The organism is Flectobacillus major DSM 103 (assembly GCF_000427405.1).
Lineage (GTDB): Bacteria > Bacteroidota > Bacteroidia > Cytophagales > Spirosomataceae > Flectobacillus > Flectobacillus major.
The window spans coordinates 2898348-2924422 of record NZ_KE386491.1 but is presented as its reverse complement, the minus strand read 5'-3'; the positions used below and the strand labels follow the sequence as shown (position 1 = coordinate 2924422).

At 38.3% G+C, this 26075-nt stretch carries 22 protein-coding genes; 15 read left to right on the top strand and 7 right to left on the bottom strand.

The features are described from left to right. Window positions 1-144: 144 nt before the first annotated feature. The 4 genes from FLEMA_RS69670 (at window position 145) to FLEMA_RS0122700 (ending at window position 4079) form a co-directional block, all read left to right on the top strand. Entirely contained in the window at window positions 145-570 is a 426-nt protein-coding gene (locus FLEMA_RS69670; RefSeq protein WP_044171881.1) for a hypothetical protein, read from the top strand. 211 nt (window positions 571-781) lie between these two features. Beyond that, window positions 782-1615: a group I truncated hemoglobin gene (locus FLEMA_RS76585; protein ID WP_081681323.1), complete on the top strand. Its 834-nt coding sequence runs from the start codon at window positions 782-784 to the stop codon at window positions 1613-1615. Between the two features lie 442 nt (window positions 1616-2057). After that, window positions 2058-3335 (top strand): glutamyl-tRNA reductase, encoded by a 1278-nt coding sequence (gene hemA / locus FLEMA_RS0122715; RefSeq protein WP_026996036.1) that lies wholly within the window; start codon window positions 2058-2060, stop codon window positions 3333-3335. Between the two features lie 132 nt (window positions 3336-3467). Continuing rightward, window positions 3468-4079 carry a DUF4230 domain-containing protein gene (locus FLEMA_RS0122700; RefSeq protein ID WP_044171880.1) on the top strand — a complete coding sequence of 204 codons (612 nt, stop codon included), beginning with the start codon at window positions 3468-3470 and terminating at the stop codon, window positions 4077-4079. 103 nt (window positions 4080-4182) lie between these two features. Here the strand turns inward: FLEMA_RS0122700 and FLEMA_RS69655 are convergent, their stop codons facing one another. The 4 genes from FLEMA_RS69655 to FLEMA_RS0122615 form a co-directional block, all read right to left on the bottom strand. Further along, window positions 4183-5031, bottom strand: coding sequence for a prephenate dehydrogenase (locus tag FLEMA_RS69655; protein ID WP_044171879.1), 849 nt, complete (start codon window positions 5029-5031; stop codon window positions 4183-4185). A 23-nt stretch (window positions 5032-5054) separates the two neighbouring features. Next, complete coding sequence (locus FLEMA_RS69650; RefSeq protein WP_044171878.1) at window positions 5055-6227, bottom strand: pyridoxal phosphate-dependent aminotransferase; 1173 nt, start codon at window positions 6225-6227, stop codon at window positions 5055-5057. A 336-nt stretch (window positions 6228-6563) separates the two neighbouring features. Further along, window positions 6564-7019, bottom strand: coding sequence for a regulatory protein RecX (locus tag FLEMA_RS69645; RefSeq protein ID WP_044171877.1), 456 nt, complete (start codon window positions 7017-7019; stop codon window positions 6564-6566). Between the two features lie 147 nt (window positions 7020-7166). Next, a complete protein-coding gene (locus FLEMA_RS0122615) occupies window positions 7167-9647 on the bottom strand; it encodes a ribonucleoside-diphosphate reductase subunit alpha (RefSeq protein ID WP_026996031.1) in 2481 nt (826 codons plus the stop codon). Between the two features lie 777 nt (window positions 9648-10424). Here FLEMA_RS0122615 and FLEMA_RS0122595 point away from each other — a divergent pair. From FLEMA_RS0122595 to FLEMA_RS0122570, 5 genes are all read left to right on the top strand, one after another. Next, complete coding sequence (locus tag FLEMA_RS0122595) at window positions 10425-10670, top strand: type B 50S ribosomal protein L31 (protein ID WP_026996030.1); 246 nt, start codon at window positions 10425-10427, stop codon at window positions 10668-10670. 188 nt (window positions 10671-10858) lie between these two features. Then, window positions 10859-12046 (top strand): GlmU family protein, encoded by a 1188-nt coding sequence (locus FLEMA_RS0122585; RefSeq protein ID WP_026996029.1) that lies wholly within the window; start codon window positions 10859-10861, stop codon window positions 12044-12046. Window positions 12047-12154: 108 nt separating this feature from the next. Beyond that, window positions 12155-13279 carry a DNA polymerase III subunit gene (locus FLEMA_RS0122580; RefSeq protein ID WP_026996028.1) on the top strand — a complete coding sequence of 375 codons (1125 nt, stop codon included), beginning with the start codon at window positions 12155-12157 and terminating at the stop codon, window positions 13277-13279. A gap of 102 nt (window positions 13280-13381) precedes the next feature. Further along, entirely contained in the window at window positions 13382-14308 is a 927-nt protein-coding gene (gene hemC, locus FLEMA_RS0122575) for a hydroxymethylbilane synthase (protein ID WP_044171876.1), read from the top strand. 213 nt (window positions 14309-14521) lie between these two features. After that, window positions 14522-15226: a peptidylprolyl isomerase gene (locus FLEMA_RS0122570; RefSeq protein WP_026996026.1), complete on the top strand. Its 705-nt coding sequence runs from the start codon at window positions 14522-14524 to the stop codon at window positions 15224-15226. 47 nt (window positions 15227-15273) lie between these two features. On the opposite strand, the gene FLEMA_RS69640 is transcribed toward FLEMA_RS0122570, so the two are convergent. Continuing rightward, window positions 15274-15939, bottom strand: coding sequence for a YggS family pyridoxal phosphate-dependent enzyme (locus FLEMA_RS69640; RefSeq protein WP_044171875.1), 666 nt, complete (start codon window positions 15937-15939; stop codon window positions 15274-15276). Window positions 15940-16159: 220 nt separating this feature from the next. Here FLEMA_RS69640 and FLEMA_RS0122540 point away from each other — a divergent pair, with 220 nt between their 5' ends. The 6 genes from FLEMA_RS0122540 to FLEMA_RS0122475 all read left to right on the top strand — a co-directional run bounded on the left by FLEMA_RS0122540 (window position 16160) and on the right by FLEMA_RS0122475 (window position 24892). Continuing rightward, window positions 16160-17149: a DUF8428 domain-containing protein gene (locus FLEMA_RS0122540; RefSeq protein ID WP_026996024.1), complete on the top strand. Its 990-nt coding sequence runs from the start codon at window positions 16160-16162 to the stop codon at window positions 17147-17149. Between the two features lie 251 nt (window positions 17150-17400). Then, complete coding sequence (rpsF, locus tag FLEMA_RS0122530; protein WP_026996023.1) at window positions 17401-17763, top strand: 30S ribosomal protein S6; 363 nt, start codon at window positions 17401-17403, stop codon at window positions 17761-17763. A 77-nt stretch (window positions 17764-17840) separates the two neighbouring features. Further along, entirely contained in the window at window positions 17841-18092 is a 252-nt protein-coding gene (gene rpsR, locus FLEMA_RS0122520; protein WP_026997792.1) for a 30S ribosomal protein S18, read from the top strand. Window positions 18093-18187: 95 nt separating this feature from the next. Then, window positions 18188-18631, top strand: a complete 444-nt coding sequence (gene rplI / locus FLEMA_RS0122515; RefSeq protein ID WP_026996022.1) for a 50S ribosomal protein L9 — start codon at window positions 18188-18190, stop codon at window positions 18629-18631. Window positions 18632-18914: 283 nt separating this feature from the next. Beyond that, a complete protein-coding gene (locus FLEMA_RS0122495) occupies window positions 18915-21761 on the top strand; it encodes a T9SS type A sorting domain-containing protein (protein WP_044171874.1) in 2847 nt (948 codons plus the stop codon). Between the two features lie 296 nt (window positions 21762-22057). Continuing rightward, complete coding sequence (locus FLEMA_RS0122475) at window positions 22058-24892, top strand: T9SS type A sorting domain-containing protein (RefSeq protein WP_081681322.1); 2835 nt, start codon at window positions 22058-22060, stop codon at window positions 24890-24892. 93 nt (window positions 24893-24985) lie between these two features. On the opposite strand, the gene FLEMA_RS69635 is transcribed toward FLEMA_RS0122475, so the two are convergent. Together FLEMA_RS69635 and FLEMA_RS69630 are read right to left on the bottom strand one after the other, a co-directional pair. Then, entirely contained in the window at window positions 24986-25576 is a 591-nt protein-coding gene (locus tag FLEMA_RS69635) for a DUF6992 family protein (RefSeq protein ID WP_052354105.1), read from the bottom strand. Then, window positions 25576-26046 (bottom strand): redoxin domain-containing protein, encoded by a 471-nt coding sequence (locus tag FLEMA_RS69630; protein ID WP_044171872.1) that lies wholly within the window; start codon window positions 26044-26046, stop codon window positions 25576-25578. The genes FLEMA_RS69635 and FLEMA_RS69630 overlap by 1 nt, the downstream gene beginning before the upstream one ends. Window positions 26047-26075 lie beyond the last annotated feature (29 nt).

Here is a 26075-nt window from a genome sequence, read left to right as displayed (position 1 = left end):
AACCAAGCCTGCGTAGATATGAGCGTACTAGAAAACATAATGTAATTTATGTATACTTTGATTAGTAGTAAAACAAATGTAGTCATTCTGAGTAGTTAGTCTATTTTTGAAAACATCAGCTTAATTAAATCCTTACAATGTCTTATGAAAACGGTAAACAAAATCTTAAAAGTTACGGGTATTACATTGGCCAGCTTGCTTCTTGCTTTTGTCGTATATGCTAACTGGGAAGAACCATCCTTGGCAGATAGACTCAACCTTAAACCAATTGAATTAGTTGTTTTTAATTTGAATCATGATATATCCCAACAAGATAGTGTGGCTATTGCCTCAAAAATCACAGCTTCGCAAGGGGTAACGGCTTCTACTGTAAACAGAAAAAATAAGGCGATTAGTATTACCTACCATGCCGACGAGGTATCGGAAGCTAGCCTTAAAAACTTGATTGAATCGCACGATTTGCAAGTAACCAAGCTAGAGTTTAGCCAGATGGAAGGCCCCAAATGTCCGATTCCAATGAGTTACATAGATTTTGTATTAGATGCTAAGAAAACCTTGTGTTTTAGATAGCATAACATACTCCTTACTTTATATACAATAATCCAATTACTTTATAATCCTACTTTGTTTGTTTTTGTATCGAGAATTGTCCATTTCTTTCTCGATGCTTTCTTAAAATTTTCCTAATAATTTTGCCCCAAATCTCTTAAACTTAGTCACAGAGGCTTTCCACTGTGGGCATGGAAGGCGTATGTAATCACCAATCAAATTTCGCAAAAACATGAAAAAATCATTTCAACTATGGGGAATACTCCTCATGTCGGGAACGCTTGTGTTTACATCTTGTAAAAATGATGATAATACAACTACTCCTACAAAATCTTTGTATGAACGTTTGGGTGGAAACACTGCTATTTCGGCAGTAATCGACCAGTTTATAGCCAATGTTGCTGGCGATGCCCGTATCAATGCTTTCTTTGCTGATGCCGCTTCAGACCCTGCTCGTTTAACCAAGTTAAGAAACAATCTGATTAATCAAGTAGGCATGGCTACAGGTGGTTCTGAGAAATACACAGGCCTAGACATGAAAACAGCTCATAAAGGCATGGGCGTTGCTGAGGCCGATTTCAATGCTTTGGTTGAAGATTTGTCGTTGGCTTTAGATAAATTTAAAGTACCAACTACCGAAAAAACAGAATTATTGACAGCTTTGGCTGGTATGAAAGGCGATATCGTAGAAGGGGCTACACCATTGTACGCTCGTTTAGGTGCCAATGCGGGTATTTCGGCTGTAATCGATGATTTTCTTGGCAAAGTGGCTGCAGACTCACGTATCAATTCGTTTTTTGCTGCTGCTGCTGCCGACCCCGCTCGTTTGGCTAAGCTAAGAAACAACTTGATCAACCAAGTAGGGCAGGCTTCGGGTGGTACAGAGAAATACACAGGGCTTGACATGAAAACCGCTCATAAAGGAATGAAAATTACAGATGCTCATTTCAATGCCCTTGTAGAAGATTTGACAGCGTCGTTAGTAAAATTCAATGTGCAGTCAAAAGCTAAAATTGAGCTTTTAACAGCATTAGGAAGTATGAGAGCTGATATTGTAGGACAATAAGCCTAACCATTATAGAATTGCGAGTAGTGGCTGTGGCAAAAGGAGTATGAGGTGTTTTGCTCGCAATTCTAATTTTTTCAGCAATAGAGATTCTCTAATACGTATAAATGCTTCTTGCTCTTTAAACATTCTCAGTTATTTTCCCTCCAACAGTTGTAGTTTGCCAATAATGGCATCTTCATTTTGATTGAAGATACGGATATTGTCATGTCCAAACCTGATATAAATCATTCAAGGGAGTTACATTTTTTAGTAACTCGCAGTATCAAATTTAGTAAAGAAAAAGTGCCGAAAAATTGTATATTTCCAAGACTTGCTCTACTAAAATAAGAAATTTATTTATACTGATTCTAAATTAACTCTAGGTATAAATAATTAGCTAAAATTGGAGTTATTAATGTCCATTCATGTTGTAATTTTGTACTTGGAATAGTTAAGGGTTATGCAAAATCAATTCAAATCAATCAGTTTATCATACAAGTCTGCTCCGTTAGCGGTTCGTGAGCAAGTGGCTTTAAATGAGGATGAAATCAAAAACTTCTCTTTGAAAATAAGAGACTTGTTTGACATTCAAGAAATACTCATGGTATCTACTTGTAATCGTACAGAGGTTTACTATGTATCTGCTGAAAACCGTAATTCAGAGATTATAAAGCTGTTATTGCATGAAAAAGGCATACTTAGTACAGACGAATATTTTGCATATTTCCAACAATTCAACACACAAGCACAGGCTGTTCAGCATCTTTTTGAAGTAGCCACAGGGTTACATTCAAAAGTTGTTGGCGATTTGCAAATTCCTAACCAAGTGAAGCAGTCGTATCAGATTGCTGCCGACTTGAACATGGCGGGGCCATTTTTACACCGCCTTATGCACACGATTTTCTTTGCCAATAAACGTGTTGCCCAAGAAACCTCATTCCGTGATGGTGCTGCCTCAACTTCGTATGCTGCTGTAGCCCTTACTGAAGAAGTTACCCAAAATATTGCTCTTCCCAAAGTATTGATTCTTGGATTAGGCGAAATCGGGATTGATGTTTGTAAAAACATGGCCGATAAAGAGTTTGCTGAAATCACCATTATGAACCGTACTAAGGCTAAAGCCGAAAAAATCGCTCAAGGTCATAATTTTAGAATTGCCGACTTTGCCGATGTAAAAGAAGAAATTAAAAGAGCCGACGTTATTATTTCGTCTGTAATGATAGACAAACCATTGATTACCAAAGAAATGGTGCAGTCAATGGAAATCCTAACTTTCAAATATTTTATCGACCTTTCTGTTCCTAGAAGTGTCGAAGAAAATTTGGAAGATGTAGCAGGTGTTTTGGTATACAATATAGATACCCTTCGCCAACGTGCCGACGAAGCTCTGCAAACTCGCTTAGAGGCTATTCCTCATGTACAACGTATTATTACTGAAGCTACTGCGGGTTTTGATGATTGGTCCAAAGAAATGGTTGTTTCGCCAACTATCAATAAGTTAAAAAATGCCTTAGAACAAATCCGCAAGGAAGAGGTATCGCGTCATTTGAAAAATCTGTCTCCTGAAGAATCAGAGAAATTAGAGAAGATTACGATGGGGATTGTCCAAAAAATCATTAAACTTCCTGTACTTCAATTAAAAGCAGCTTGTAAACGTGGCGAAGCCGACCAATTGGTAGATGTAATCAACGAATTGTTCGACCTCGAAAAACAGTCAGAACCTGCTTACTCACACTAAGATAATTAGTATTTGCAAGATATTATACCCAAAAGCCTACAAATCACTTGTAGGCTTTTTTATTTAAAATACTTTTCTTTCCTCTTATATGTTCTTATATTCCTTGTATAGTCAAATAAACTTCATGAAAACATGGTAAAAAGTATTATCCGTCTGCTCCTTCTATTCCTGCTAATAGCAGGAGGTGTTTGGCTTTGGGAAAATCTCAAATCAATCAAAGGGCTATTTTCGTCAGACGACGCTCAGCCAGAAATTAGCCACAACGTATTGCTCCAACAGATTACTTCAATGGGAAAACTAGAATTGGTCAAGTATAATTTTAGGGACGTTGTTGAAAGTAAGATAAGAAAAGATTTTTTGCCTGATGCCAAAGTATTATTGATTGTAACGGGTGAAGCAACAGGGTGTTTAGATTTAACTAAAATAAAAGTAGCTGATTTGCAAGAACTTACCGATACGGTAGTGGTACATTTGCCCGAACCAGAAATCTGTAATTTTAAAATAGACCATGCCAAATCGAGGGTTTATGATACCCAGTATGCTTTTATGGACGAAGCCAAACTGGTAGATAATGCCTTTCAAAAAGCCGAATTACAAGTAGAACAATCGGCTAAAGAAATGGGAATATTAGAGCAAACCAAAAAATCAGCCGAGCAAATCCTCAAACCTTTTATCGAAAAGGTGTCGGGAAGAAAGGTTGTTCTGAAATACGCCATGAAAGATACTAGCAGACCATTGAGATAGAAAAACACGAGTCATTTATGGACTATTAATCAAACAAGGCGGTCGAAAAACTAATTTCGACCGCCTTGTTTAATGCAAAAATCTGGGATGACTTATGTTTTTCCTATTTGTTCAAAATTCTTTTGATGTCATTGGCTTGGGTTAAGTATTCTTTAAACTTATCATATCCATCAGCCAGCATCAGCCCTTTAAATTTAAGAAGGGTATTAATATATTCGTCGAGTACGTCGATAATATTGTCTTGGTTTTGGCGAAAAATCGGAATCCATGTATCTGGATTTGATTTTGCCAAACGTACTGTCGACTCAAAACCCGAACTAGCCAAATTGAAAATACTTTCTTCGTCTTTTTCTTTTTCCAAAACCGTTGAGGCTAATGCAAAAGAACAAATATGCGAAATATGCGAAATATAGGCCGTGTGTACATCGTGCGAAGTAGAATCTAAATAACTTAATCGCATTTTTAGGCCATCGACATACATTTTTTTGATAACTTCAACCAATTCAGGTTTTGAGTCTTCAATATCGCAAAGAACACAAGTTTTATGGTCGAAGAGGTTTCGGATGGCTGCTTCTGGCCCCGAAAATTCAGTACCAGCCATAGGGTGAGTTGCTACAAAATTGGCTCGTTTCGGATGATTCTTGATAATATCTACAACAGGTTTTTTGGTAGAACCTACCTCAATTACAACCTGATTTTCTTGTACAACATCCAAAACTTCGGGTAAAAGTTTGAGAAGAGCATCTACAGGAACAGCCAATATAATAATATCCGATTGAGAGATGGCATCTTTGAGCAAAGCCACTCGGTCAACAAGCTTGAGTTCAAGTGCTTTTATTACGTGTTCGGTTTTGTTATCGACCCCAATAACAGTATCGGCAAAACCACTTTCTTTGAGACTAAGTGCCATTGAACCACCAATAAGCCCAAGTCCTATGATTGAAATAGTCATTTTCTGAGGATAATTTAAAAATGTTAAGAACAGATTCCCAAAGATTTTCTGATTCTTATAGTTGCTTCTTCAAATAAGCCAATCTCGGCACACAAAGAAATACGAATATAATTGTTGCCAGCCGAGCCAAAAATACCCCCTGGTGTAATAAATACCCCAGCTTTTTGGAGGATTTCGTCCGATAGGTCATAACTATTAGCATATTCCGATGAAATTTTGGCCCAAACAAACATCCCTGTTTGGTTTTTATCGTATTGGCAACTGAGTAAATCCATTATTTCAAAAACCTTTTGTTGGCGTTTTCTATAAATCTCATTGAGAGATTTATACCATGATATAGGATTTTCGAGGGCTTTGACAGCCGCCATTTGCAGTGGCAAAAACATCCCAGAATCCATATTGGATTTAAAGCGAAGAACATGACTAACGTATTCTGCATTGCCAACCAGTACGCCCATTCGCCAACCAGCCATATTATGCGATTTTGAGAGCGAGTTTAATTCTAAGGCTACCTCTTTCATTCCGTCAATAGCCAAAATACTCTGTGGATTATCGTTGAGAATAAAACTGTAAGGGTTGTCGTTGACAATCAATATATTATGAGTTAATGCAAAATCTCTTAATTCTTCAAAAAAAGCAGTTGTAGCTTTTGCCCCAGTAGGCATGTGAGGATAATTGACCCACATTAATTTGACTTTCGACAAATCCTGTTGAGCAAGAGCCTTTAAGTCGGGAAGCCAGCCATTTTCTTCCGAAAGGTCGTAATCAACAACCGTTGCACCCGTCAACAACGAGGCCGCACGATACGTAGGATAGCCTGGGTTAGGTACTAATACCTCATCGCCAGCTTCCAAATATGCCATAGCAATGTGCATAATACCTTCTTTCGAGCCAATCAATGGTAAAATTTCATGAACAGGATTGAGGGCTACCCCATAAAATGTTTGATAAAACTTGGCAAATCCTTCACGCAAAGCAGGTATTCCGACATAGCTTTGATAGGCATGATTTTTGGGATTAGTTGCTGTTTCGGCCAAAGCTTCGATAGTTTCGGCCGATGGTGGCAAATCAGGGCTGCCAATACCAAGATTGAGGACATCAATACCTGAGGCACGCATATCGGCAATTTGCTTTAACTTGGTAGAGAAATAGTACTCTTGAACCAAGTTCATTCGGGATGCTGGTTTTATGGTCATTGTTTTTACTTAAAAACCGAAATGTTTTCGGTAGGTAATCAGGCTTAAATAATTGCGTTGGACAAAAAAAAACCGACTCTCAGAGTCGGTTTGTGTATCATTAGTTTTTTGATTTTCAAAAATTGAGTCATAACACAACCGACCTATGCTTGTAAAGCGTAGTAGTAATATGCACGGTATGTGTTGATTGACTGGTTCATGACTTCAAAGGTAGTTTGAAAAAATTTATTTGACAAAGGTTTTTATAGAAAATTAGTATTCCAATTTTGGAAGCTTCTGAGTAATAGAATGTACTAGATACTAGCCTAATAGTTGCTTTGCCTGTAATTTTTGTTTTTACTCTTTGGGCCACTTGTTCAAAACCTCCCAAACCAAATCTTGTTCGTAACCTTTGCTTAGGGTATATCGTAATAATTTTTGTTTGACAACAAGTGGGTTTGTATCTTTTATTTCTGCTTGTTTTTTGGTAATTAATTGCTGTAGGGTATTGATATAATCATCATCATCAATTTCGTTCATGCCCATTTGTAGACAATAATCGGAAACACCTCGCATTTTGAGTTCCTGCCGTATTTTGAGACGGCCCCATTGTTTTACCCTAAACTTACTACCAGCAAAAACTTTGGCGAAGCGTTCTTCATTCAAATAGTTATTTTCGATAAGCCATACCACAATTTCGTCGGCTTCATCTCCCCAAATACCCCATTCATCGAGTCGTTCTTTTACTTCTCGGTGGGTGCGTTCTTGGTATGCACAAAAATTAGCTGCTTTTTTTAGGGCTTCTTTATTCATATTTTTCTAAAAACTTATCTTAGTCACGAAGGTATAAAAAACTAAACTATCTCAACGCCAAAAGCCCCCAATCCGAACAAGATTGAGGGCTTTTTTGAGGTTTAAACAAACTGCTGATGGCCGATTGCTCAAAGCCTCAAGCATACATTAAGACCCGCATGCTTCACAACCTTCTGGGTCGTCTAATGAACATTGCATTGCAGACCAATTTTGCTCGGTTACATTGTTGAGTCCAGCTATTGTAAAAGAGCTGGCTGATGCCTTGGCTTGTGCTGCTTGGTTAGCATAAGCTTCATAATTTAAGGCGTGTTCATGTACAACATTTGCATGTTCAATGGCTACATCGGCTTGCTTCTCAACAGTAAATTTGATAGCATCAGCTGCGGCTTTGGTACGTAAATAATACATACCTGTTTTTAAGCCTTTTTCCCATGCGTAGAAGTGCATAGAAGTCAACTTACCGAAGTTCGGGTCTTGAATATGGATATTCAATGATTGCGACTGGCAGATGTACGCTCCACGGTCGGCAGCCATTTCGATAATCGCTTTTTGTTTGATTTCCCAAACTGTTTTGTACAATTCTTTCAAATCTTGAGGGATTTCAGGAATAGATTGTACCGAACCGTTGGCCGAAATCAATTTGTTTTTCATGCTGTCGCTCCACAAACCTAATTTTACAAGGTCTTTCAACAAGTGTTTATTTACTACCGCAAATTCACCTGATAATACCCGACGAGCATAAATATTAGAAGTGTATGGCTCAAAACATTCGTTGTTACCCAAAATTTGTGAAGTAGAAGCTGTTGGCATTGGAGCAACCAACAACGAGTTGCGAACACCATTCTCTACTACTTTGGTACGAAGCGACTCCCAGTCCCAACGGCCAGAATCTGGCGTTACATCCCACATATCAAATTGGAATATACCTTGAGAAATAGGAGACCCCTGCCATGTTTCGTAAGGGCCTTCTTTAACGGCCAATTCCATTGAAGCCTCCATTGAAGCATAATAGATGGTCTCAAAAATATCTTTATTCAATCTACGAGCTTCCTCCGACTCGAATGGCATTCTCAACAAAATAAATACGTCGGCCAAGCCCTGAACACCCAATCCAATTGGACGGTGGCGAAGGTTTGATTTACGAGCCTCTTCTACAGGGTAGTAGTTGCGGTCGATAATCTTGTTGAGGTTTTTGGTGGCTACTTTGGTTACTTCGTACAAGCGAGTGTGGTCAAATTCAAAGAAGCCACGTTCGTTTTGTTTCAAGAATTTGGGAAGAGCCAAAGAGGCCAAGTTACATACTGCTACTTCGTCTTTTGAAGTGTACTCCATAATTTCAGTACACAAGTTTGACGACTTGATTGTACCCAAATTCTTTTGATTCGACTTACGGTTGGCGTGGTCTTTAAACAACATATAAGGCGTACCTGTTTCTGTTTGAGACTCAAGAATCTCGAACCACAAGTCTTGTGCTTTTACAACACGACGAGCCTTACCCGATTTTTCGTAACTAGTATACAATGCTTCAAACTCATCGCCATAAGTATCGGCTAGGCCTGGGCATTCGTGTGGGCAGAACAACGACCATGTATCATTGTCTTTTACACGTTGCATAAATAAATCAGGTACCCAAAGAGCGTAGAATAAATCTCTAGCACGTACTTCTTCTTTACCATGATTTTTCTTCAATTGTAAGAAGTCGAATATGTCGGCATGCCAAGGTTCAAGGTAGATAGCAAAAGAACCTTTGCGTTTGCCACCGCCTTGGTCAACATAGCGAGCAGTATCGTTAAATACACGAAGCATCGGAATGATACCATTGGATGTACCGTTAGTTCCTTTGATATAAGAACCCATAGCACGGATATTATGAATACTAAGGCCAATACCACCAGCCGATTGCGAGATTTTGGCGCATTGTTTTAATGTATCATAAATACCCTCAATCGAATCATCTTGCATAGTCAACAAGAAGCAAGACGACATTTGAGGTTTTGGTGTACCAGCATTGAAAAGGGTAGGAGTAGCATGAGTAAACCAACGTTCAGATAATAAATTGTAAGTTTCGAGAACCGACTCAATGTCGTCGACATGAATACCTACAGCCACACGCATCAACATGTGCTGAGGGCGTTCTGCAATCTTACCTTCCATTTTAAGGAGGTATGATTTTTCTAACGTTTTGAACCCAAAATAATCGTAGCCAAAATCACGGTCATAAATAATAGCTGCATCTAATTCGCCCGCATGCTTTTTAATGACATCATATACTTCTTTCGACAACAAAGCGGCATTTTCGCCAGTTTTGGGATCAACATAATTGTAAAGGCGTTTCATCGTTGCCGAGAACGACTTTTGGGTATTCTTATGCAAGTTAGAAATGGCAATTCTTGCCGCCAAAACTGCATAGTCTGGGTGTTTGGTTGTCATGGAAGCTGCCGTCTCAGCTGCCAAATTATCTAATTCAGTTGTGGTAACGCCGTCATATAAGCCAGTAATAACTTTTTTAGCTACTTCTAGCGGCTGCACAAAGTAAGGGTCGAGGCTGTAGCAAAGTTTTTCGATTCGGGCGGTAATCTTGTCAAACTTTACAGACTCTCGTCTGCCATCTCTTTTGATAACGTACATATTAACTATTGATTTTAGGGGTTAAAGGTTAGCCACCAACAGAATATAATTGTTAATGAATCTTCAGTCCTTAATTTGAATATTATTTTATTTGCGTAGCCATATTAGCAAGCTACTGTGTTTTAGCTTTTAATCGTTGAAAATAACAATATTAGTGTAATATTATTTTAATAAATCAGTAATTAACTGGCCTAGATACTCTGTAATATCACCTTTCTTGTTGATGTTTTATTACAGGCTTGAGATTGATTGCTCCTATTTTAGCTTTACAAAAGTTTGATGCATCAAGGTACTTTCTATTAACCAAAATAGTTTTCTTAATAAACAATTTAATGCTCAATACGAGCGGGGATGTTTGGACTTCAGTAAGGCTTTTTGTTTTTCAAAGTTACTAATTTTATGTACCTAACGCAATGAAAAAAATCATCTGTCTGATTAGTGTACTCAAGCATTTATTCATATTGTACAACTCAAACTTTAGATAATCAGTTCACTAGGCAAACCTCAACTTGGAATATTAATAGAATAATTTTTTTTAAAAAAAATCTTAACCTAGTAAATGGTTGTTTATGAATAATTTCCTAAAAAAAAGTTTTTGAAAGCACTAAAAAAAATGTAAATTTGCGTCCCGTTTCGAGGCTCTTATTTGTGAAACGTTATTGCCTTATCCTCAGATAATTGGCCTTTGAATAACGCAAAACTCCCACCCACGAATAATCGAAACGCTAAATCATAACCCGAGACGGCAGGGAATCGTCTCAAAATCAAAATATTTCAATGAAAAAAGACATTCATCCTAATTACAGACCAGTGGTATTCCACGATTTGTCTGCTGACCACAAATTTTTGACTCAGTCTTGTGTAAACACTACTGAAACAACTGAATTTGAAGGCGAAACTTACCCAGTGTTCAAAATCGAGGTTTCATCGGTATCTCACCCTTTCTATACTGGTAAAAACGTATTGCTTGACACTGCTGGACGTGTTGATAAATTCTACAAACGTTTCGGTCAGAAGAAATAAGCAAACTTACTCGTATCGTTTAGGTATGGCATTAAGTTTTCAAAGCCTCTTAGATTCGTCTAAGAGGCTTTTGTTTTGAACAGAAGATTAATAAATTTGTCGTAGTAAAGTAATATATTACCTGTTTTTTGCCACCCAATGAGCAAAAGTATCGTAAAAACGCATATACAATAACGCTAATATACCCGATGAATTACGTCTTATTCGATGACCCAACTTTTAGGGCTCAACTACTTCCCTTAACTTTTATTCGCCCTGTTTGTGAAATCCGTGTGGGTATCGATACCATCACAGAAAAATGGGAGCACTACTTAGCTACTAAGGTTTCGTTTGCTACACAACCCTATCTGCAAGCCAAATATCCACTTGTCGATAGTCAAGATAATCTATTTATTAATGGTTCTTTGTGTCCTGATTGGGCCCTTGTTGAGGTTTTGGCACAATTGCCTCCCAATACCGCTTTGGTACAAGATACTACTTTATTGGGCTATCGTGGACAAGAACTACCCACCGATATTGCCCATCTGAATACCCTTTACTACCACAATTCGGTACGTTTGATTAAGCATATTACCGATGTTTTTTTGATGAATGGCGACCAAATTAAGGCTGACTTTGAGCGTCTTACCAAGGGGCGTACTTCTTGTTCTATTACCGACCGTTTTACGGCTATTTATAACGAGTCTCAAGTCTTTGTAGAGGAAGGAGTAAACATCAAGGCCGCAACGCTAAATGCTGAAAAAGGCCCCATTTATATTGGCAAAGATGTGGTAATTATGGAAGGAGCTAAAATCCAAGGGCCATTTGCTATTTTGGAAGGCTCTGTTATCAATTTGGATGGAAAAATGCGGCCCAATACAACCATTGGTCCTGGCTGTAAGGTAGGAGGCGAAGTAAGCAACTCGGTGATTTTTGGTAATTCCAATAAAGGGCATGAGGGCTTTATGGGTAACTCGGTGATTGCCGAATGGTGTAATTGGGGAGCCGATACCAATAACTCAAACCTGAAAAATGATTATTCTAATGTAGACCTGTGGAGCTATGTTACTAATCGTTTTGAAAACGCTGGATTACAGTTTGTTGGACTCATTATGGGCGATCACTCTAAGTGTGGTATCAATACAATGTTCAATACTGGAACGGTGGTTGGCATAAATTGTAATATATTTGGGGCAGATTTTCAGCCCAAGCATATTCCTTCGTTTTCGTGGGGAGGAAGTAGTGGTTTCAAAACGTACCATCTTCGTAAGGCCAATCAAGTAGCTAGAGCAGTGATGGAAAGGCGTGGACGAGATTTTGACGAAATCGAGGAGAATATCCTAAAGGCTGTTTTTGAACAAACCCAGCTCCCTAAAAATGTTCTGAGCAACGAATAAAACGCTCAATACCAAACTGTGTTTGTTGAAAATGGTAAAATACAACTTTATATAATAGCAAATATTTGTAAACCAGTTGGTTATATTGGTTCATCCATAAAACTCATTATGCTTTTTCAAGAAATACCTGGTTTAGAAGCCATCAAACAAACCCTTATTCATTCGGTACAGTCTAATCATGTGGCTCATGCTCAGCTATTTCATGGTACGGTGGGTTCTGCTAATTTGGCTTTGGCTTGGGCGTATGCAACTTATATCAATTGCGAAGATAAACAACCTAGTGATGCTTGTGGAAAATGTGCGTCGTGTGCTAAAATGAAAAAATTGGTTCATCCTGATTTCTACCACATTTTCCCGACAGCTACTACCAAGAAAATAAAAGAAGCCGATTCAGAGGCATATATGCCTCTTTGGCGTAACTTTTTGGCCGAAAGTCCTTATGGACAATTACCCGACTGGCTCGAACACATTGGGGTAGAAGGTAATAAGCAAGGTAATATTTCGGCAGAAGAAGCACGAAAGATTATCCAGAAAATATCTTTGAAGGCTTTTGAGGCTGAATACAAAATTTTATTGATTTGGCAACCCGAAATGCTAAACCAAAGCTCGGCCAATGCTCTTTTAAAAATACTTGAAGAACCACCAGCCAAAACGCTCTTTTTGTTGGTGTGTAACGATGCCAACAAATTGCTTACAACCATTCTTTCTCGGACTCAGAAGGTAAGCGTTCCTCTTTTTTCGGATGAAGACGTTGTGCGGTATTTAGTAGAAAAAAAGCAAGTTGAACAAACTAGAGCTCGTCAAATTGCGTATCTCTCGGAGGGCAACATGAGCAAAGCCTTATCTTTGGCTTTCAAGGAATTGGAGGGAAAACACCTTTGGTTTGCCAACTGGATGCGAATGTCGTACAAAATGGATATTGCAGCACTTATCAAGCTGGCCGAAGAGTTTGATGCTTTTCCGAAGGAAGACCAAAAAGGCATGATGGAATACGCCTTGAATATTTTTAGGGATTTGTTACTTTGGAAAAATGGAGCAGAAAGTTTGGTACGTTTAGAGGGCGACGAGCTTATATTTGTTCAAAATTTTTCAAAAGCAGTTAAGCTTCAAGCTATAGAATATATTGTTCAGGAGCTAACCCAAACACATTATTATTTGGAAAGAAATGCTCGTGCCAAAATTTTGCATTTAGATTTATCTTTGCAAATAGCACAGCTTTTCAAAAGATTTTAATAACAATACCTTTACGATGATAGGTTGCTAAAAGCTTATTCGGTAACTTATGAGTTTTTTAATAAATTTTCAAAGAGTCCCAATTACTTATTACAAATCAGCATGCAAACAATTAAACTTGGAACGAGAGGGTCGAAATTAGCTTTATGGCAGGCTTATTTTGTCAAAGAAACATTAGAAGCAGGTGGGTTACCTGTCGAGATTGTGATTATTGAAACAAAAGGCGACAAAATTCTGGACCGCTCGTTGTCTAAAATAGGTTCAAAAGGCGTTTTTACAGAAGAACTAGAAGAAAAACTCCTGTCGGGCGAAATTCATATTGCACAGCATTCGGCCAAAGATTTGCAGTCTGATTTGGGTGAAAACTTTGAAATTATTGCTTTTACCGAACGTGAGAAGGTCAATGATGTATTAATTAGTTTTGATAAAAGTCTTTCGCTCGAAAGTGGTAAACCTTTTGTAGTGGGTACATCTTCAACTCGCCGTGTGGCTATGTTGAAGCATTTTTACCCGCATATTCAAACTGTAGATATGCGTGGTAACTTGCAAACACGCATGGGTAAGCTCGAAAGTGGCGTGTGTGATGCTTTGTTGCTAGCCTATGCGGGCGTACATCGGATGGGTTATCAAGAACACATTGCCGAATTAATTACTACTCAAACATTTACGCCAGCAGTAGGGCAAGGGTCGGTAGCCATAGAATGTGCAGTGAATCTGGATGCTTCGCTCAAAGCCCAAATCAGAACTTTGCTGAATCATGCTCATACCGAAAAACAATTGTTGGCCGAAAGAGCCTTCTTGAAGCGTTTACAAGGCGGCTGTAGTATTCCTGTATTTGGTTTGGCCCAATACAATACCGACACCAACGAAGTTACTTTGACTGGTGGGATTATTAGCCTAGACGGCAAAGAAATCATCAAAGAAGTACTTACTAGCACCCACCCCGACGCACTAGGCGAAGCCTTGGCCGAAAAGATTTTGCAGCGTGGTGGCGACCGTATTTTACAAGAAATAAAAGCTAATTTATAAATAGTGAGGCTATATTAGGCATTTGTATGAGCAGGCGTAGCCCTTTCCGAAGAGATGAGTAGGTTGTCAAAATATGTCTTAAATGCAGCTTTCGATTAGGAAGTGTTTCTATCCTTTATATCGGAGATTATTCTAATAAAACTGGACATTTACTAATTTTCATAACGGTATTAATTAGCCTGCTAGGTATTCCCTTAACTTCATCATTAAGCTATGAAATGTGTTAGTCTATTTACCCTAATTTGTTTATTAGGGCTTAGTACCCATCTGGTGGCTCAGTCCAAACGCAAAGATTATTTGGTTACATTTAGTACGCCTTGGGGCGACATGCACGCTATTTTGCACAATCAAACCCCTTTGCACAAAAAAAACTTTCTAAAACTGGTAGATAAGAAATTCTATGACGGTCTACTTTTTCATAGAATAATCAACACCTTTATGATTCAGGGAGGCGACCCCGAATCGAAGAACGCAGAAGCTGGAAAACTGCTGGGAGAAGGCGATGTAGGCTACCGTGTTCCTGCCGAAATTACCCCTGAATTGTTTCATAAAAAAGGAGTATTGGCTGCCGCCAGAGATAATAACCCAGAAAAAGCTTCGTCGGGTTGCCAGTTTTATATAGTACAAGGCAAGGTTTGGGATGAAAAAACCTTGGCCGAACAAATGAAGCGAAGCCCCCTGCGAGTGTACACGCCAGAGCAACAAAACGTTTATAAAACACTAGGAGGGACACCTCATTTGGATGGAAACTATACTGTTTTTGGACAAGTTTTGGATAATCTTTGGGTAATAGACTCAGTAGCAAGCCAGCCACGAGACAAGAATAATCGTCCGCTCAAAGATATTCCGATGAAGGTTTTTTGTAAAAAAATAAAGAAGAAAAAGATTACAAAACTATACGGGTATACTTGGGAATAAACATGGTAGGGTTCAGTTGAAAGGTTGAACCCCACCATAAGAAATACTTACCTATGGCCAAAAATAGCAGAGCCAACTCGCACCAAGGTTGAACCTTCTTCGGCAGCAATCTGAAAATCGCCAGACATACCCATCGAAACTTCTTTCCAAGCAGTATTAGGAAGTATATATTCTTGTGAAAAACGGTTGAATAGCTGTTTTAAGCCCCTAAATTCTAACCGAATTTGTTCGAGGTTGTCAGTATTGCTAGCCATACCCATAAGGCCAACAACACGGATATTGTGAAGCTGAGCCAATTCGCTAGAAGTGAGTATTGCAATGGCTTCTTCTTCTGAAAGCCCAAATTTAGTATCTTCTTGAGCAATATAAATTTGGAGCAAGCAATCAATCACACGATTATGTTTTTGGGCCTGTTTATCAATTTCTTGAAGGAGTTTAAAAGAATCTACCGAATGAATCAAACTTACAAATGAAGCCATGTATTTGACCTTGTTGGTTTGGAGGTGCCCAATCAAGTGCCAACTAATATCTTTGGGCAAAACCTCCCATTTTGATACCATTTCTTGCACCTTATTTTCTCCAAAAACCTTACAGCCTGCTTGATAAGCCTCTTCCAAATCGCTGATAGGTTTGGTTTTGGTAACAGCAATCAACTGAGCCGAAGTATTTGCCAATTGAGCTTTGATATTCTCTATATTTTGAGCGATATTCATATAATATTTCAGATTTTGAGCGATTTATTGCAAATATACTGGAGAGATATTTTAATTCTTACTTAGTTTTTGGCAATAGTATTGAAGTTCTTTTACTATTTTGCGTAATATCTTAGTTTTGTAAAATGAATTGCATCAATATACCGTTTCTAATTATGAACTTTGTGGTTGCCTGAGAACCGTTGTCAACCTCAAGAAACTTTTAAAAATTACCTTTACAATGGAGTATAATCCAAACAGACAGAGTGAACAAAAACTAAAGATAGCAGTCGCCATACTGGCCATCTTGACAGTAGCTTTAGGCTTTTTGTACTTCAGAGAACGTCAACACAACAAAAGTATTGAAGACCTAAAGTCGGAGCACGCCGAAGAACTACTAACCGCCAACACCAAATTAGATTCAATTGCGAATCAGCTCAATGCCAAGATTACAGAAATAAAGCGTTTGGGAGGCGATATTCGAGAATTGGTAAAGGCCAAAAAACAATTAGAGGAAGATAAGTTGGCCTTAGAAAAGCTTGATAATGGTTTTTCGATGAAAAAATACGAGGCTAAAATCAAAAACTATGTAGCCTTATTGGGGCAAAAAGATGTCGAAATTATTCGTTTGAAAAAGGAAAATGGTATTTTGGTAGCTCAAAATGATTCATTAAGCCGTGAAGCTAAAAGCTTGCTACAAGATATTACCTTTGCACAAAAGGCATTGTCAGATTCGGCCAATACCTATTCGTTACGTCAAAGAGAATTAGCCGAGCGAGCCAAAGAAATAGAAGCCAAAAACAAAGAACTTTCCGATAAAGTATCGCTAGCGGCAGCATTACATGCCGAAAGTATCAATGTATATGCTATTTCGAGCAAAGGCAAAGAAAGTGATGGAGGTATTTATAAAGCCAAAAAAGTAGACAAAATCCGAATAACTTTTTATTTGCAAGAAAATTCGCTGACAACCAAAGAAGCCAAGATTATCTATCTGCGTATTATCGACCCTACAGGTGCTACAGTAGCTGATATGGCCACAGGCTCGGGTACATTTAATTATAGAGGCCGTGATGTAACTTTTACTGCCAAGCAAAAAATTGTTTACGATGACTCACATCAATCCGTAGAATTTATCTATAGCCGAGGGCAAGCCTACAAAGAAGGCAAGCATATAATAGAACTATATTCAGAAGGTTTTAGAATCGGAGAGGGTGTTTTTGAAGTAAAATAATACTAGAAAACGGTATTCGGTACTCCATAACAAAGGCACAAGGTGTTAAGTTGGCTCACTGTAGCATAACTCACTTTGTGCCTTTGTTGCGTTATAGTGGTGCATGAGGCTATAATTATAGCTATTTATGGCCTTATATTACCTATATCTCATTGATAATCAAAAACTTTGTAATAGTTGTTTTGAAAATTAAACAAAAGTGTTTAATTTTGCAGTCCTTTTAAAAAACAGTTTATAAAACATACATTTTTATGGAATTACGTAATTATGAAACGGTGTTCATCTTAACTCCCGTTTTGTCAGAACAGCAGACAAAGGACGCCGTTGAAAAATTCAAAAAAGTTTTGACCGATAACGGTGCTGAAATCGTTAACGAGGAAGCATGGGGAATTCGTAAGCTGGCGTACCCTATTCAAAACAAAAACACTGGTTATTACCAAATTTTTGAATTTAAAGCAGCTCCATCGTTGGTTGCTAAATTGGAACTCGAGTACAAGCGTGATGAGAAAATTATTCGTTTCTTGACAATTGGACTTGACAAACACGCTGTTACTTATAACGAGCGTAAGAGAAAAGGTTTAGTAGGTAAAAAACAAGAAGCAAAAGCAGAGTAATGAGTTGATTTGAGGTATAGTAATGTAGTTACGATGTTTCAAGTTTTCAAATTAGCGAACTTTTAAATTAAGAAATCATGACTTTAGTAAACGAACCAGTTGACAAAAGCGTAGTACGCAAAAAATATTGCCGTTTCCAAAAATCAGGCATTAAGTACATCGACTTCAAAAACCCAGACTTCTTATTGAAGTTGGTAAATGAGCAAGGAAAAATTCTTCCTCGCCGTATCACAGGTACTTCATTGAAATACCAAAGAAAAGTAGCTCAAGCTGTAAAACGTGCTCGTCACTTGGCTCTAATGCCTTACGTTGCAGACGGTTTGAAATAGGTTTGGTGCGAAAAATCGCCCAGTTTAAAGTTAAAAGTTTAGGATTGTTTTGAGTAATTACTCAGCCAATCATCGACTAAAAATCTTTTACAAAAATGGAAATCATCTTAAAGACTGACATCGCAGGTCTTGGTTATAAAAACGACGTTGTTACGGTTAAGCCTGGTTACGGCCGTAACTATCTCATTCCGCAAGGTTTTGCGGTAATGGCAACTCCATCTAACAAGAAAATTCTTGCTGAGAATATCAAGCAAATTGCTCACAAAGTTGAGAAAATCAAGTTAGATGCTCAAACATTGTCAGACTCAATCGGAGACTTAACGCTTGACATCGCTGCTAAAGTAGGTGAAAGTGGTAAAATCTTTGGTCGTGTTACTAGCATCCAAATCTCTGAAGCTTTGAAAGAAAAAGGATTTGATGTTGACCGTAAGAAAATCTCTTTGGATTCTGAAGTGAAGTTTGTTGGTGAATACACTGCAACACTTGACCTTCACAAAGATGTAAAACACAAAGTGAAATTCAATGTAATTGCTGACTAGTTCTTTATCAGCCTTTTACTGCGAAATTTAGTTTTGCAAAAAAATAAGAAAAGCATCTCACTATTGGGATGCTTTTCTTATTTTTGTAGGATTATTCTAAGAAAATGCCTGTTTTGTCCCAATGAAACGCAACTATTTGGGTCATAATAGCGTCTATATAGCAATACACTGAAGTACTTTCAACTGCATTGTAGCCCTATAAACGGATATAGACCCGATTTATGGCCTACCAATTGATATTCATAATTGTTGACTCAACCCCACCCTTAAATAATAAGTGGATATGTTTAAAAGATTATTACTGTTATTTTGCTTTGCCTCAATTTGTCAACTAGCATTTGCCCAAATTTCTATTACGTCGCCCGTTATCCGTCAGGTATTTCAGCGTGATTTGTCTAATAAAGCTGTTATTACTATTGTCGGTAGTTATTCGCAGCCTATCGATACCATTCAGGTGCGTTTTACTCCCGTAAAAGTAGGTATGGGTACAGCAGTAGACTGGACAGTTATTAAGTCAAACCCTACAGGAGGGCTTTTTAAAGGTACTGTAACAGTAAAAGGAGGATGGTACGTTATGGAAGTACGTGGCCTTCTTCGTGGTGCTTTGGTAGGCAATATCAGCAAAATCGACCGTGTGGGGGTTGGCGAAGTATTGGTGATTGCAGGGCAGTCAAATGCTGGTGGTAGTGGGCAACGTGCTCAAAATGAAACCGCCGCAACCGACGATAGAGTCAATTGTGCCAATTTTATGAATGATCCTGCTTTTGGAACACCACAGTCGTATATTTTAAATTATGACCCTAAAAATTCAAGTTTTGTAACTAAGTCTACCGAATCTTTTTCGATTGTAGAGTTTTCTCAGCTATCAAAAAATGTAACTGTTGGCCCATTGGGTATTGGCCCTTATTATTGGGGTAAGGTAGGTGACGCCTTGGTAAGTAAACTCAATGTACCAGTAATGTTTTTTAATGTAGGATGGGGTGGTGCATCGGTAAGAGTATGGCGTGAAAGTGCCGAAAACCCAACAGTAGGTACACCAAGTGATTTTCAGTTTGATGCAAGCAATTCTAATAGATACATTCCTGGGTATCCTTATGCCAACCTAAAAGCCGTGTTAGGATACTATGGAATCAATTTGGGTGTAAGAGCAATTTTGTGGATGGAGGGCGAAACCCAAAACTTATTGAACTTATCTACTGAAGCAGAGAATACCAAGTTACCTGTAGCTCAGCGTAAGCCTTTGCCAGTAACTGAAGCTAGCTATTTGGATAACCTAAAACGCCTTATCAGAAAAACACGCCAAGATTTAGGAAATGATAACCTTACTTGGGTTGTAGCAAGAACGTCTTATTCGGGAGTGTTGAACTGTGGAAGCCCTACAAGTACCACACCACCAAAGCCTTCGCCTGTTATTGTAAGAGCTCAGAACTTGGCTATTGGTGACCAATCATTCTCTCCAATCTTTCCAGGACCATTTACCGACAATATTCAAGTAGATAAAATTGGTGACAGAGATCAATGTGTACACTTTACAGGTACTGGCCTCGACGAAGTATCAACGGCTTGGATTAATACCCTCACTAGTCCAATTAGTGCTTCCGACCCACGCAACTTTTTTGATTTGTACGAACCTATCATGGCCGATACAATCCCTACTGTAGATTTGTCGTGTATTTCTAACCAAAGTTTGAAATTGAGCTTGCCCGCAGGATACAATGCTTACCAATGGGTTAATAGTAATTTTGAAATCGTAGGAAATACTAAAGATATTACGGTGGGTTCGGGTACATATTTTGCTAAAATAACGAAGCCAAATGGCAATATTATTTCTATTCCTAGAGTAACCGTTACGGCAAATACACCTCCACAAGCACCCAAAATTACAGCAAATGCTAATCTTAATTATTGTGAAGGAACAACGGTAGGTCTTACATCTACCGACGGTGCGTTGTATGAATGGAAAGCAAATAGTACAAACCTGACATTGGCTCGTACCAAAACTTTCAATATTGGTCAAAATGGTACTTATAGTGTAAGAATTATTGACCAGAATGGATGTTTGTCGCCCTATTCTGACGGAGTTACCTTAGTTTCTAAGCCTCGACCTGTCCAGCCTACTATTTCACAACTTAGTTCGACAGAGTTTTGTGATGGGGCAAGTACCAGACTGCGTTCATCGACTGTAGGAGCTAGTGGCTATTTGTGGAGTAATGGCAAAAATACCCAAGAAATTGAAATCAATACAGCAGGCTTATTTTCTGTTCAAACTATAGGATCAAATGGCTGTTTGTCACAAGCCTCACAGATTGTACCAACTTTGGTGAATCCACTTCCATCTACGCCAACAATTCGAGCAATTACTGATACTGTTTTTTGTGAAGGAACAAAAGCTCGTATTAGTGTAACGCCTGCTAATGCTAACTATGTAAGTTTTAACTGGGAACGTAATAACCGAACTACAGGCGAAAATGTTAGTATTATTGATGTTGTGGCTACAACCTTAGTACGTGGCTATGTTGTCGATGCCAAAGGGTGTGCCTCAAAGCCATCTAATGCTATCTGGGCGGTGAAAAAAGCTAATCCTGTAGCTCCTATTATTTTTAGAAAAGGGCCCTATCTGTTGGTTGCTCGTTCAGGCGAAGCTGTAGATGAATACATCTGGAGTGCTTCGGGCAAAGTATTGCCTGTAAAAGATACGTTATTGCGTGTAACAGAGGAAGGGCTGTATACCTTGATGACAAAAAAACAATATAGCGTAAGAGCATCCACCAATCCATTGGTATGTTATTCGCCAGAAACATCATTAATAACCTATTACGACCCTAAGCTGAAAGACTATGCTGAAGCAACGACTTTCAAATTTGCTGAAGACAAAGGCTTGTCTATTTATCCAAACCCATCTAGTACAGGAGTATTTACAATAGATACCAAGTATGATTTGTCGGGGGCGGTTGTTAGGGTATATACATTGGATGGCACAGAAGTATTTACGTCTGACAAATTTGTGTTTTCATCATCGCAAGTATTGGATTTGAATAAAGGGAAAAGCCAGTTGCCTTCAGGTACATATTTAGTCCAAGTAGATTCTCCAACATTTAAGCTGACTAAACAAATTATTATTACTCGATAATAGAGGAAAAAATATAATTCTATCAAACGTTATTAATACGATTTTGGTAGAATTATATTTTTTAAGGCAATAGTTATATATTTTTGACCAGTTAATAACTTTGCTATTGGTCAGGCCACGAAATCAATAAATTAGCTGTTATTTTGTTGAATAGTTGATTATGAAATGGTTATAGTTCTCCCATAAAAAATTTGCGTTTAGAGCAATTGTGAGTATTTAAAGGCGATTACGCCTTTGAAACCATTAGTAATAAACCTTTAGTAGTATAGTGATTACTTAATCTATAAAGTTATTGTATGTTCTTTTTGAGAAGATTGACAGGTTTTATCTGTATGATGCTTTTGGGGCTTCCTATTTTTGGCCAATTTAAAATTACTTCACCTCTAAGTCGAGCTGTTTATCAAAGAAACCAATCGGGTGTTTCGACCATTTCTGTGACTGGTACTTACGAGCAGCAGGTAGATAGAATAGAAGCAAGGCTGATACCTATTGCATCTGGACAAGGTGATGCAGGTACTTGGAGTGATTGGAAAACTTTACAGGATTTACCATTGAATGGTAATTTTGCAAGTACAATGACCATCAATCAAGGATGGTATAAGTTAGAAATTAGAGGAGTTCTAAACAACACTGTAGTAGGGAGTGTTGCCAGTATAGATAGGGTAGGGGTAGGTGAAGTTTTTATTATTGCAGGTCAGTCCAATGCCGAAGGGCTGTATAATTCTAGTCAAAAAGCTGCTACCGACGATAGAGTCAATGTTTTTGCCAATGGCAATGATGTCATTAACGGTGGTAACGATTATGCTACACTAAGTCCATTCTCTAGGCTGGATGTCAACACAACGATTGCTCCTCGTGGTAAAGGAGCTTACTGCTGGGGCGTTTTGGGCGATTTATTGGCTCAAAAACTTAATGTTCCTATTTTGTTTTTAAATGTAGGGTTCAACGGAACATCTGTCGAAACTTGGTCGGTAACCTCACAAGGTGGTAGCGCTTATAATATTTATTTAGGAGGGTATTATCCCAATGGCTTGCCTTATTCTAATATGAAATCGGTGCTTAACTACTTTGTGCCATTATTAGGCGTAAGGTCGGTATTGTGGTGTCAGGGCGAAGCCGATAATGTACCATTCAAAACATCTAGGTCGGATTATAAAGCAAGGCTACAAACCGTAATTAATAAAACCCGTGAACATTCAGGGAAAAATATTTCTTGGATGGTATCGCTTACCTCGGCAAGTACACCACCGACTAGCTGTAATCCTGCCAATGTTTCTGAATCATGGAATGAGGTATTAGAAGGGCAAAAAGCGGTAATTAGCGAAACCTCGAATGTATTTACAGGGCCTTCTACTGATGGTATTCAAAACCCCGGCCGCTCGGAATGTCTTCACTTTTGGGGCGATGGCCTTGTTCAATTGGCTCAAGCATGGAACTCAGCATTGACAACTACATTTTTTCAAAATTCACAACCACAAGCTCCAACCCTTTTGCCAAGCGTATCGTATGCTTGTAGCGACAATAAAGTTGATGTAACGTTACCTTCGGGTTATTCGCAATACCAGTGGTCAAATAGTGTTAATTTTAATAGTGCTATTTTCTCGGGAGAACGCATTGCTTCGCTGAATAGTGGTACTTATTATGCACGTTTGCTCGACAGCAGAGGCAATGTGATTCAGTTACCTCCAATTATAATTCGTACTACAATGCCACAGACGGCTTCTGTAAGCCCTTCTGGTAATGTAGGTGTTTGTATCAATGATGGCCTCACATTAAGTGCCAACTCAGGGGTAATTTATCGATGGAACAATGGTAGTACAACCCAAAATATCAGAGTAAATCAGGCGGGAAGTTTCTCGGTACAAGTAGTAGATAATTATGGATGTTTGTCTACATTAGCAAGTCCTGTTACTACTTTCTTAAAAAATACACCAGCAGTACCAACGATTTCGGCCAATGGACCTTTAGAGTTTTGTGCTGATTCACGAGTAACATTATCTTCGTCGGGACAAAGTGGATATTCGTATTTATGGTCGAGTGGTGCTACAACTGCTTCTGTTCAGGTTAATCAAAGTGGTAGTTTTAAAGTAAAAACGATAAATACAGAAGGCTGTTCTTCGCTTGAATCGGCTGCAACAGTGGTTATCGTAAATCCGTTGCCAGCAACACCTTCTATTGTACCGAACGGCCCTACTACCATTTGCTCGGATACCAGCGTAGTTTTGCAATCATCTAATATTAGTGCTGTTTCGTATCGTTGGAATACGGGGGCTGTTGCTCGTAATATCAGGGTAACACAAGCAGGCAATTATACTGTACAAACCATTGATAGCAAAGGCTGTGTGTCGTTGACTTCATCTCCATTGAGTGTGAAAGTCAACCAAATTCCTATTACTCCAACGGTTTTATCAACAAAAGATACTGTATTTTGTGATGGTGAGAATACCGTTTTACAAATGAGCTTGGTTGGAAATAACCTGCCTACATGGGTTGTAGTTCAGAATGGAATAACCTCAAGATACCCCCTTCAAAGCTTGAATGTAAATGTATCGGGTTCATTTAGAGCTATTCAAACAGACCAAAATAATTGTAATTCGAGTGCATCTCCTGTGGTATATGTTTCGGTAAAACCTAATCCAGATAAAGTAGTATTGGATGATATTATACGTGTGAGCCCTTATACATTGGGAATCAACAACAAAAGAGCTGACCAATATATCTGGGAACTCAACGGCTCAAATTTGACGGCTACTACTAGCGAAATCAAGTTTAGTGAAACAGGCGATGTTCGGGTAACGGCTCGTAAGGTTTATACAACTCAGTTTTATGGTTCAAAAAGTTGTTTGTCGCCTATTTCTGATAAAAAATACTTCTCTCTTTATGATGACACTGGGCTATCTATTTATCCAAATCCTAGCAATGGACAATTTACTTTAGATACCCGTTTTGTGTGGACAAATACCCAAATTGAAGTTTATAATAATGCTGGAGCATTGGTTTACACAGGTACAATGCCTGCGTTTGACACTCGCAAAACCATTGATTTGACAGATTTGCCAATAGGTGGGTATTTGCTGAGGGTAAAAGCTGATAACTTTACCAGTACCAAAAGAATAGAAATACTTCGATAAAACAGGCATAGAAAATAATTATAATTCATAAAAAACCTGTAGTAATAGCTTTAAAGCCTATTCTACAGGTTTTTTTATGATAGAAATATATACCTAAAATGTCCACGTTATATAAACCTGTCGGCCATCAAAGGCTATATGTTTGAGCCAATCGACGTGATTTTTGGCATGCGAGCGATGCACGGCATACATAATGCCATCAAATAACATCAAAAAACTGCCTTGCATAATTACTGACTGTCCATAGCCTTTGAGTAAATCCTTTTGGGTTGAACTGTTTTTACTTTTTTCTAGCAAATATGCACCACCTATTACATAGGCAACGTCGAGTCCAGTATTGAGCAAAAATACCTTTTCTGTACCATATTGTTCATCAATGAGCGATTGGTTGGGCGATATACCCGCTCGGATTTGTTTTTTGGCTTGTAAGTAACCAAGTCCAGCCAAAGCTCCGTTTACAGCATTCCAATACAGGTTCATCTGATAAAAATACTTTTCTGAACCACTACTTTGACCAATCAAGATACCACTTGTAGCAAGATTCCCGACCGACCATCCACCTAGTACAAGCATTCCTCTTCGGTTAATTTCGAGACGTTCTTGATTAAATAAATGAGGGTCTAGCTGTGCATAACAACTAGACCCCACAATATGCCCAATAATGAACAATATGATTTTTTTCATTATGCTAAAGATGCTAATGTTTCTTGTACATTGGCAAAATTTGGTACATCTCCAGCACTTTCCAATACCTCGGCATATTGAATAACTCCTTCTGTATCAATAACAAATGCCGACCGTTTTGAAACACCTTTTGTACCAAAAGCGAAGGTTTCATAAATACTGTCGTATGCTGTTGATGCTTCTTTGTTGAAGTCGGAAAGTAAATGGAATGGAAGAGATTGTTCTTCTTTGAATTTTCCTAGCGTAAATAGAGAATCAACCGATACAGCAAGAACCTCGGCATTGAGGCTAGCATAAGTAGCAATATTGTCACGCATTTCGCACAATTCGGTGGTGCAAACGCTTGTAAATGCAAATGGGAAAAATAATAAAACAACATTCTTACCTTTAAAATCTGATAAAGATACTTCTGCTTTTTCGGTATTATAAAGTGTAAATGCTGGAGCTTGGTCGCCTTTTTGTAATGCCATTTTAAGAGAGTTTTTAATAATAACTAAGT

Coding starts and splice junctions, on each gene's coding strand:
- FLEMA_RS69670 (WP_044171881.1), top strand. CDS start 145: ATGAAAACGGTAAACAAAATCTTAAAAGTTACGGGTATTACATTGGCC.
- FLEMA_RS76585 (WP_081681323.1), top strand. CDS start 782: ATGAAAAAATCATTTCAACTATGGGGAATACTCCTCATGTCGGGAACG.
- hemA (WP_026996036.1), top strand. CDS start 2,058: ATGCAAAATCAATTCAAATCAATCAGTTTATCATACAAGTCTGCTCCG.
- FLEMA_RS0122700 (WP_044171880.1), top strand. CDS start 3,468: ATGGTAAAAAGTATTATCCGTCTGCTCCTTCTATTCCTGCTAATAGCA.
- FLEMA_RS69655 (WP_044171879.1), bottom strand. CDS start 5,031: ATGACTATTTCAATCATAGGACTTGGGCTTATTGGTGGTTCAATGGCA.
- FLEMA_RS69650 (WP_044171878.1), bottom strand. CDS start 6,227: ATGACCATAAAACCAGCATCCCGAATGAACTTGGTTCAAGAGTACTAT.
- FLEMA_RS69645 (WP_044171877.1), bottom strand. CDS start 7,019: ATGAATAAAGAAGCCCTAAAAAAAGCAGCTAATTTTTGTGCATACCAA.
- FLEMA_RS0122615 (WP_026996031.1), bottom strand. CDS start 9,647: ATGTACGTTATCAAAAGAGATGGCAGACGAGAGTCTGTAAAGTTTGAC.
- FLEMA_RS0122595 (WP_026996030.1), top strand. CDS start 10,425: ATGAAAAAAGACATTCATCCTAATTACAGACCAGTGGTATTCCACGAT.
- FLEMA_RS0122585 (WP_026996029.1), top strand. CDS start 10,859: ATGAATTACGTCTTATTCGATGACCCAACTTTTAGGGCTCAACTACTT.
- FLEMA_RS0122580 (WP_026996028.1), top strand. CDS start 12,155: ATGCTTTTTCAAGAAATACCTGGTTTAGAAGCCATCAAACAAACCCTT.
- hemC (WP_044171876.1), top strand. CDS start 13,382: ATGCAAACAATTAAACTTGGAACGAGAGGGTCGAAATTAGCTTTATGG.
- FLEMA_RS0122570 (WP_026996026.1), top strand. CDS start 14,522: ATGAAATGTGTTAGTCTATTTACCCTAATTTGTTTATTAGGGCTTAGT.
- FLEMA_RS69640 (WP_044171875.1), bottom strand. CDS start 15,939: ATGAATATCGCTCAAAATATAGAGAATATCAAAGCTCAATTGGCAAAT.
- FLEMA_RS0122540 (WP_026996024.1), top strand. CDS start 16,160: ATGGAGTATAATCCAAACAGACAGAGTGAACAAAAACTAAAGATAGCA.
- rpsF (WP_026996023.1), top strand. CDS start 17,401: ATGGAATTACGTAATTATGAAACGGTGTTCATCTTAACTCCCGTTTTG.
- rpsR (WP_026997792.1), top strand. CDS start 17,841: ATGACTTTAGTAAACGAACCAGTTGACAAAAGCGTAGTACGCAAAAAA.
- rplI (WP_026996022.1), top strand. CDS start 18,188: ATGGAAATCATCTTAAAGACTGACATCGCAGGTCTTGGTTATAAAAAC.
- FLEMA_RS0122495 (WP_044171874.1), top strand. CDS start 18,915: ATGTTTAAAAGATTATTACTGTTATTTTGCTTTGCCTCAATTTGTCAA.
- FLEMA_RS0122475 (WP_081681322.1), top strand. CDS start 22,058: ATGTTCTTTTTGAGAAGATTGACAGGTTTTATCTGTATGATGCTTTTG.
- FLEMA_RS69635 (WP_052354105.1), bottom strand. CDS start 25,576: ATGAAAAAAATCATATTGTTCATTATTGGGCATATTGTGGGGTCTAGT.
- FLEMA_RS69630 (WP_044171872.1), bottom strand. CDS start 26,046: ATGGCATTACAAAAAGGCGACCAAGCTCCAGCATTTACACTTTATAAT.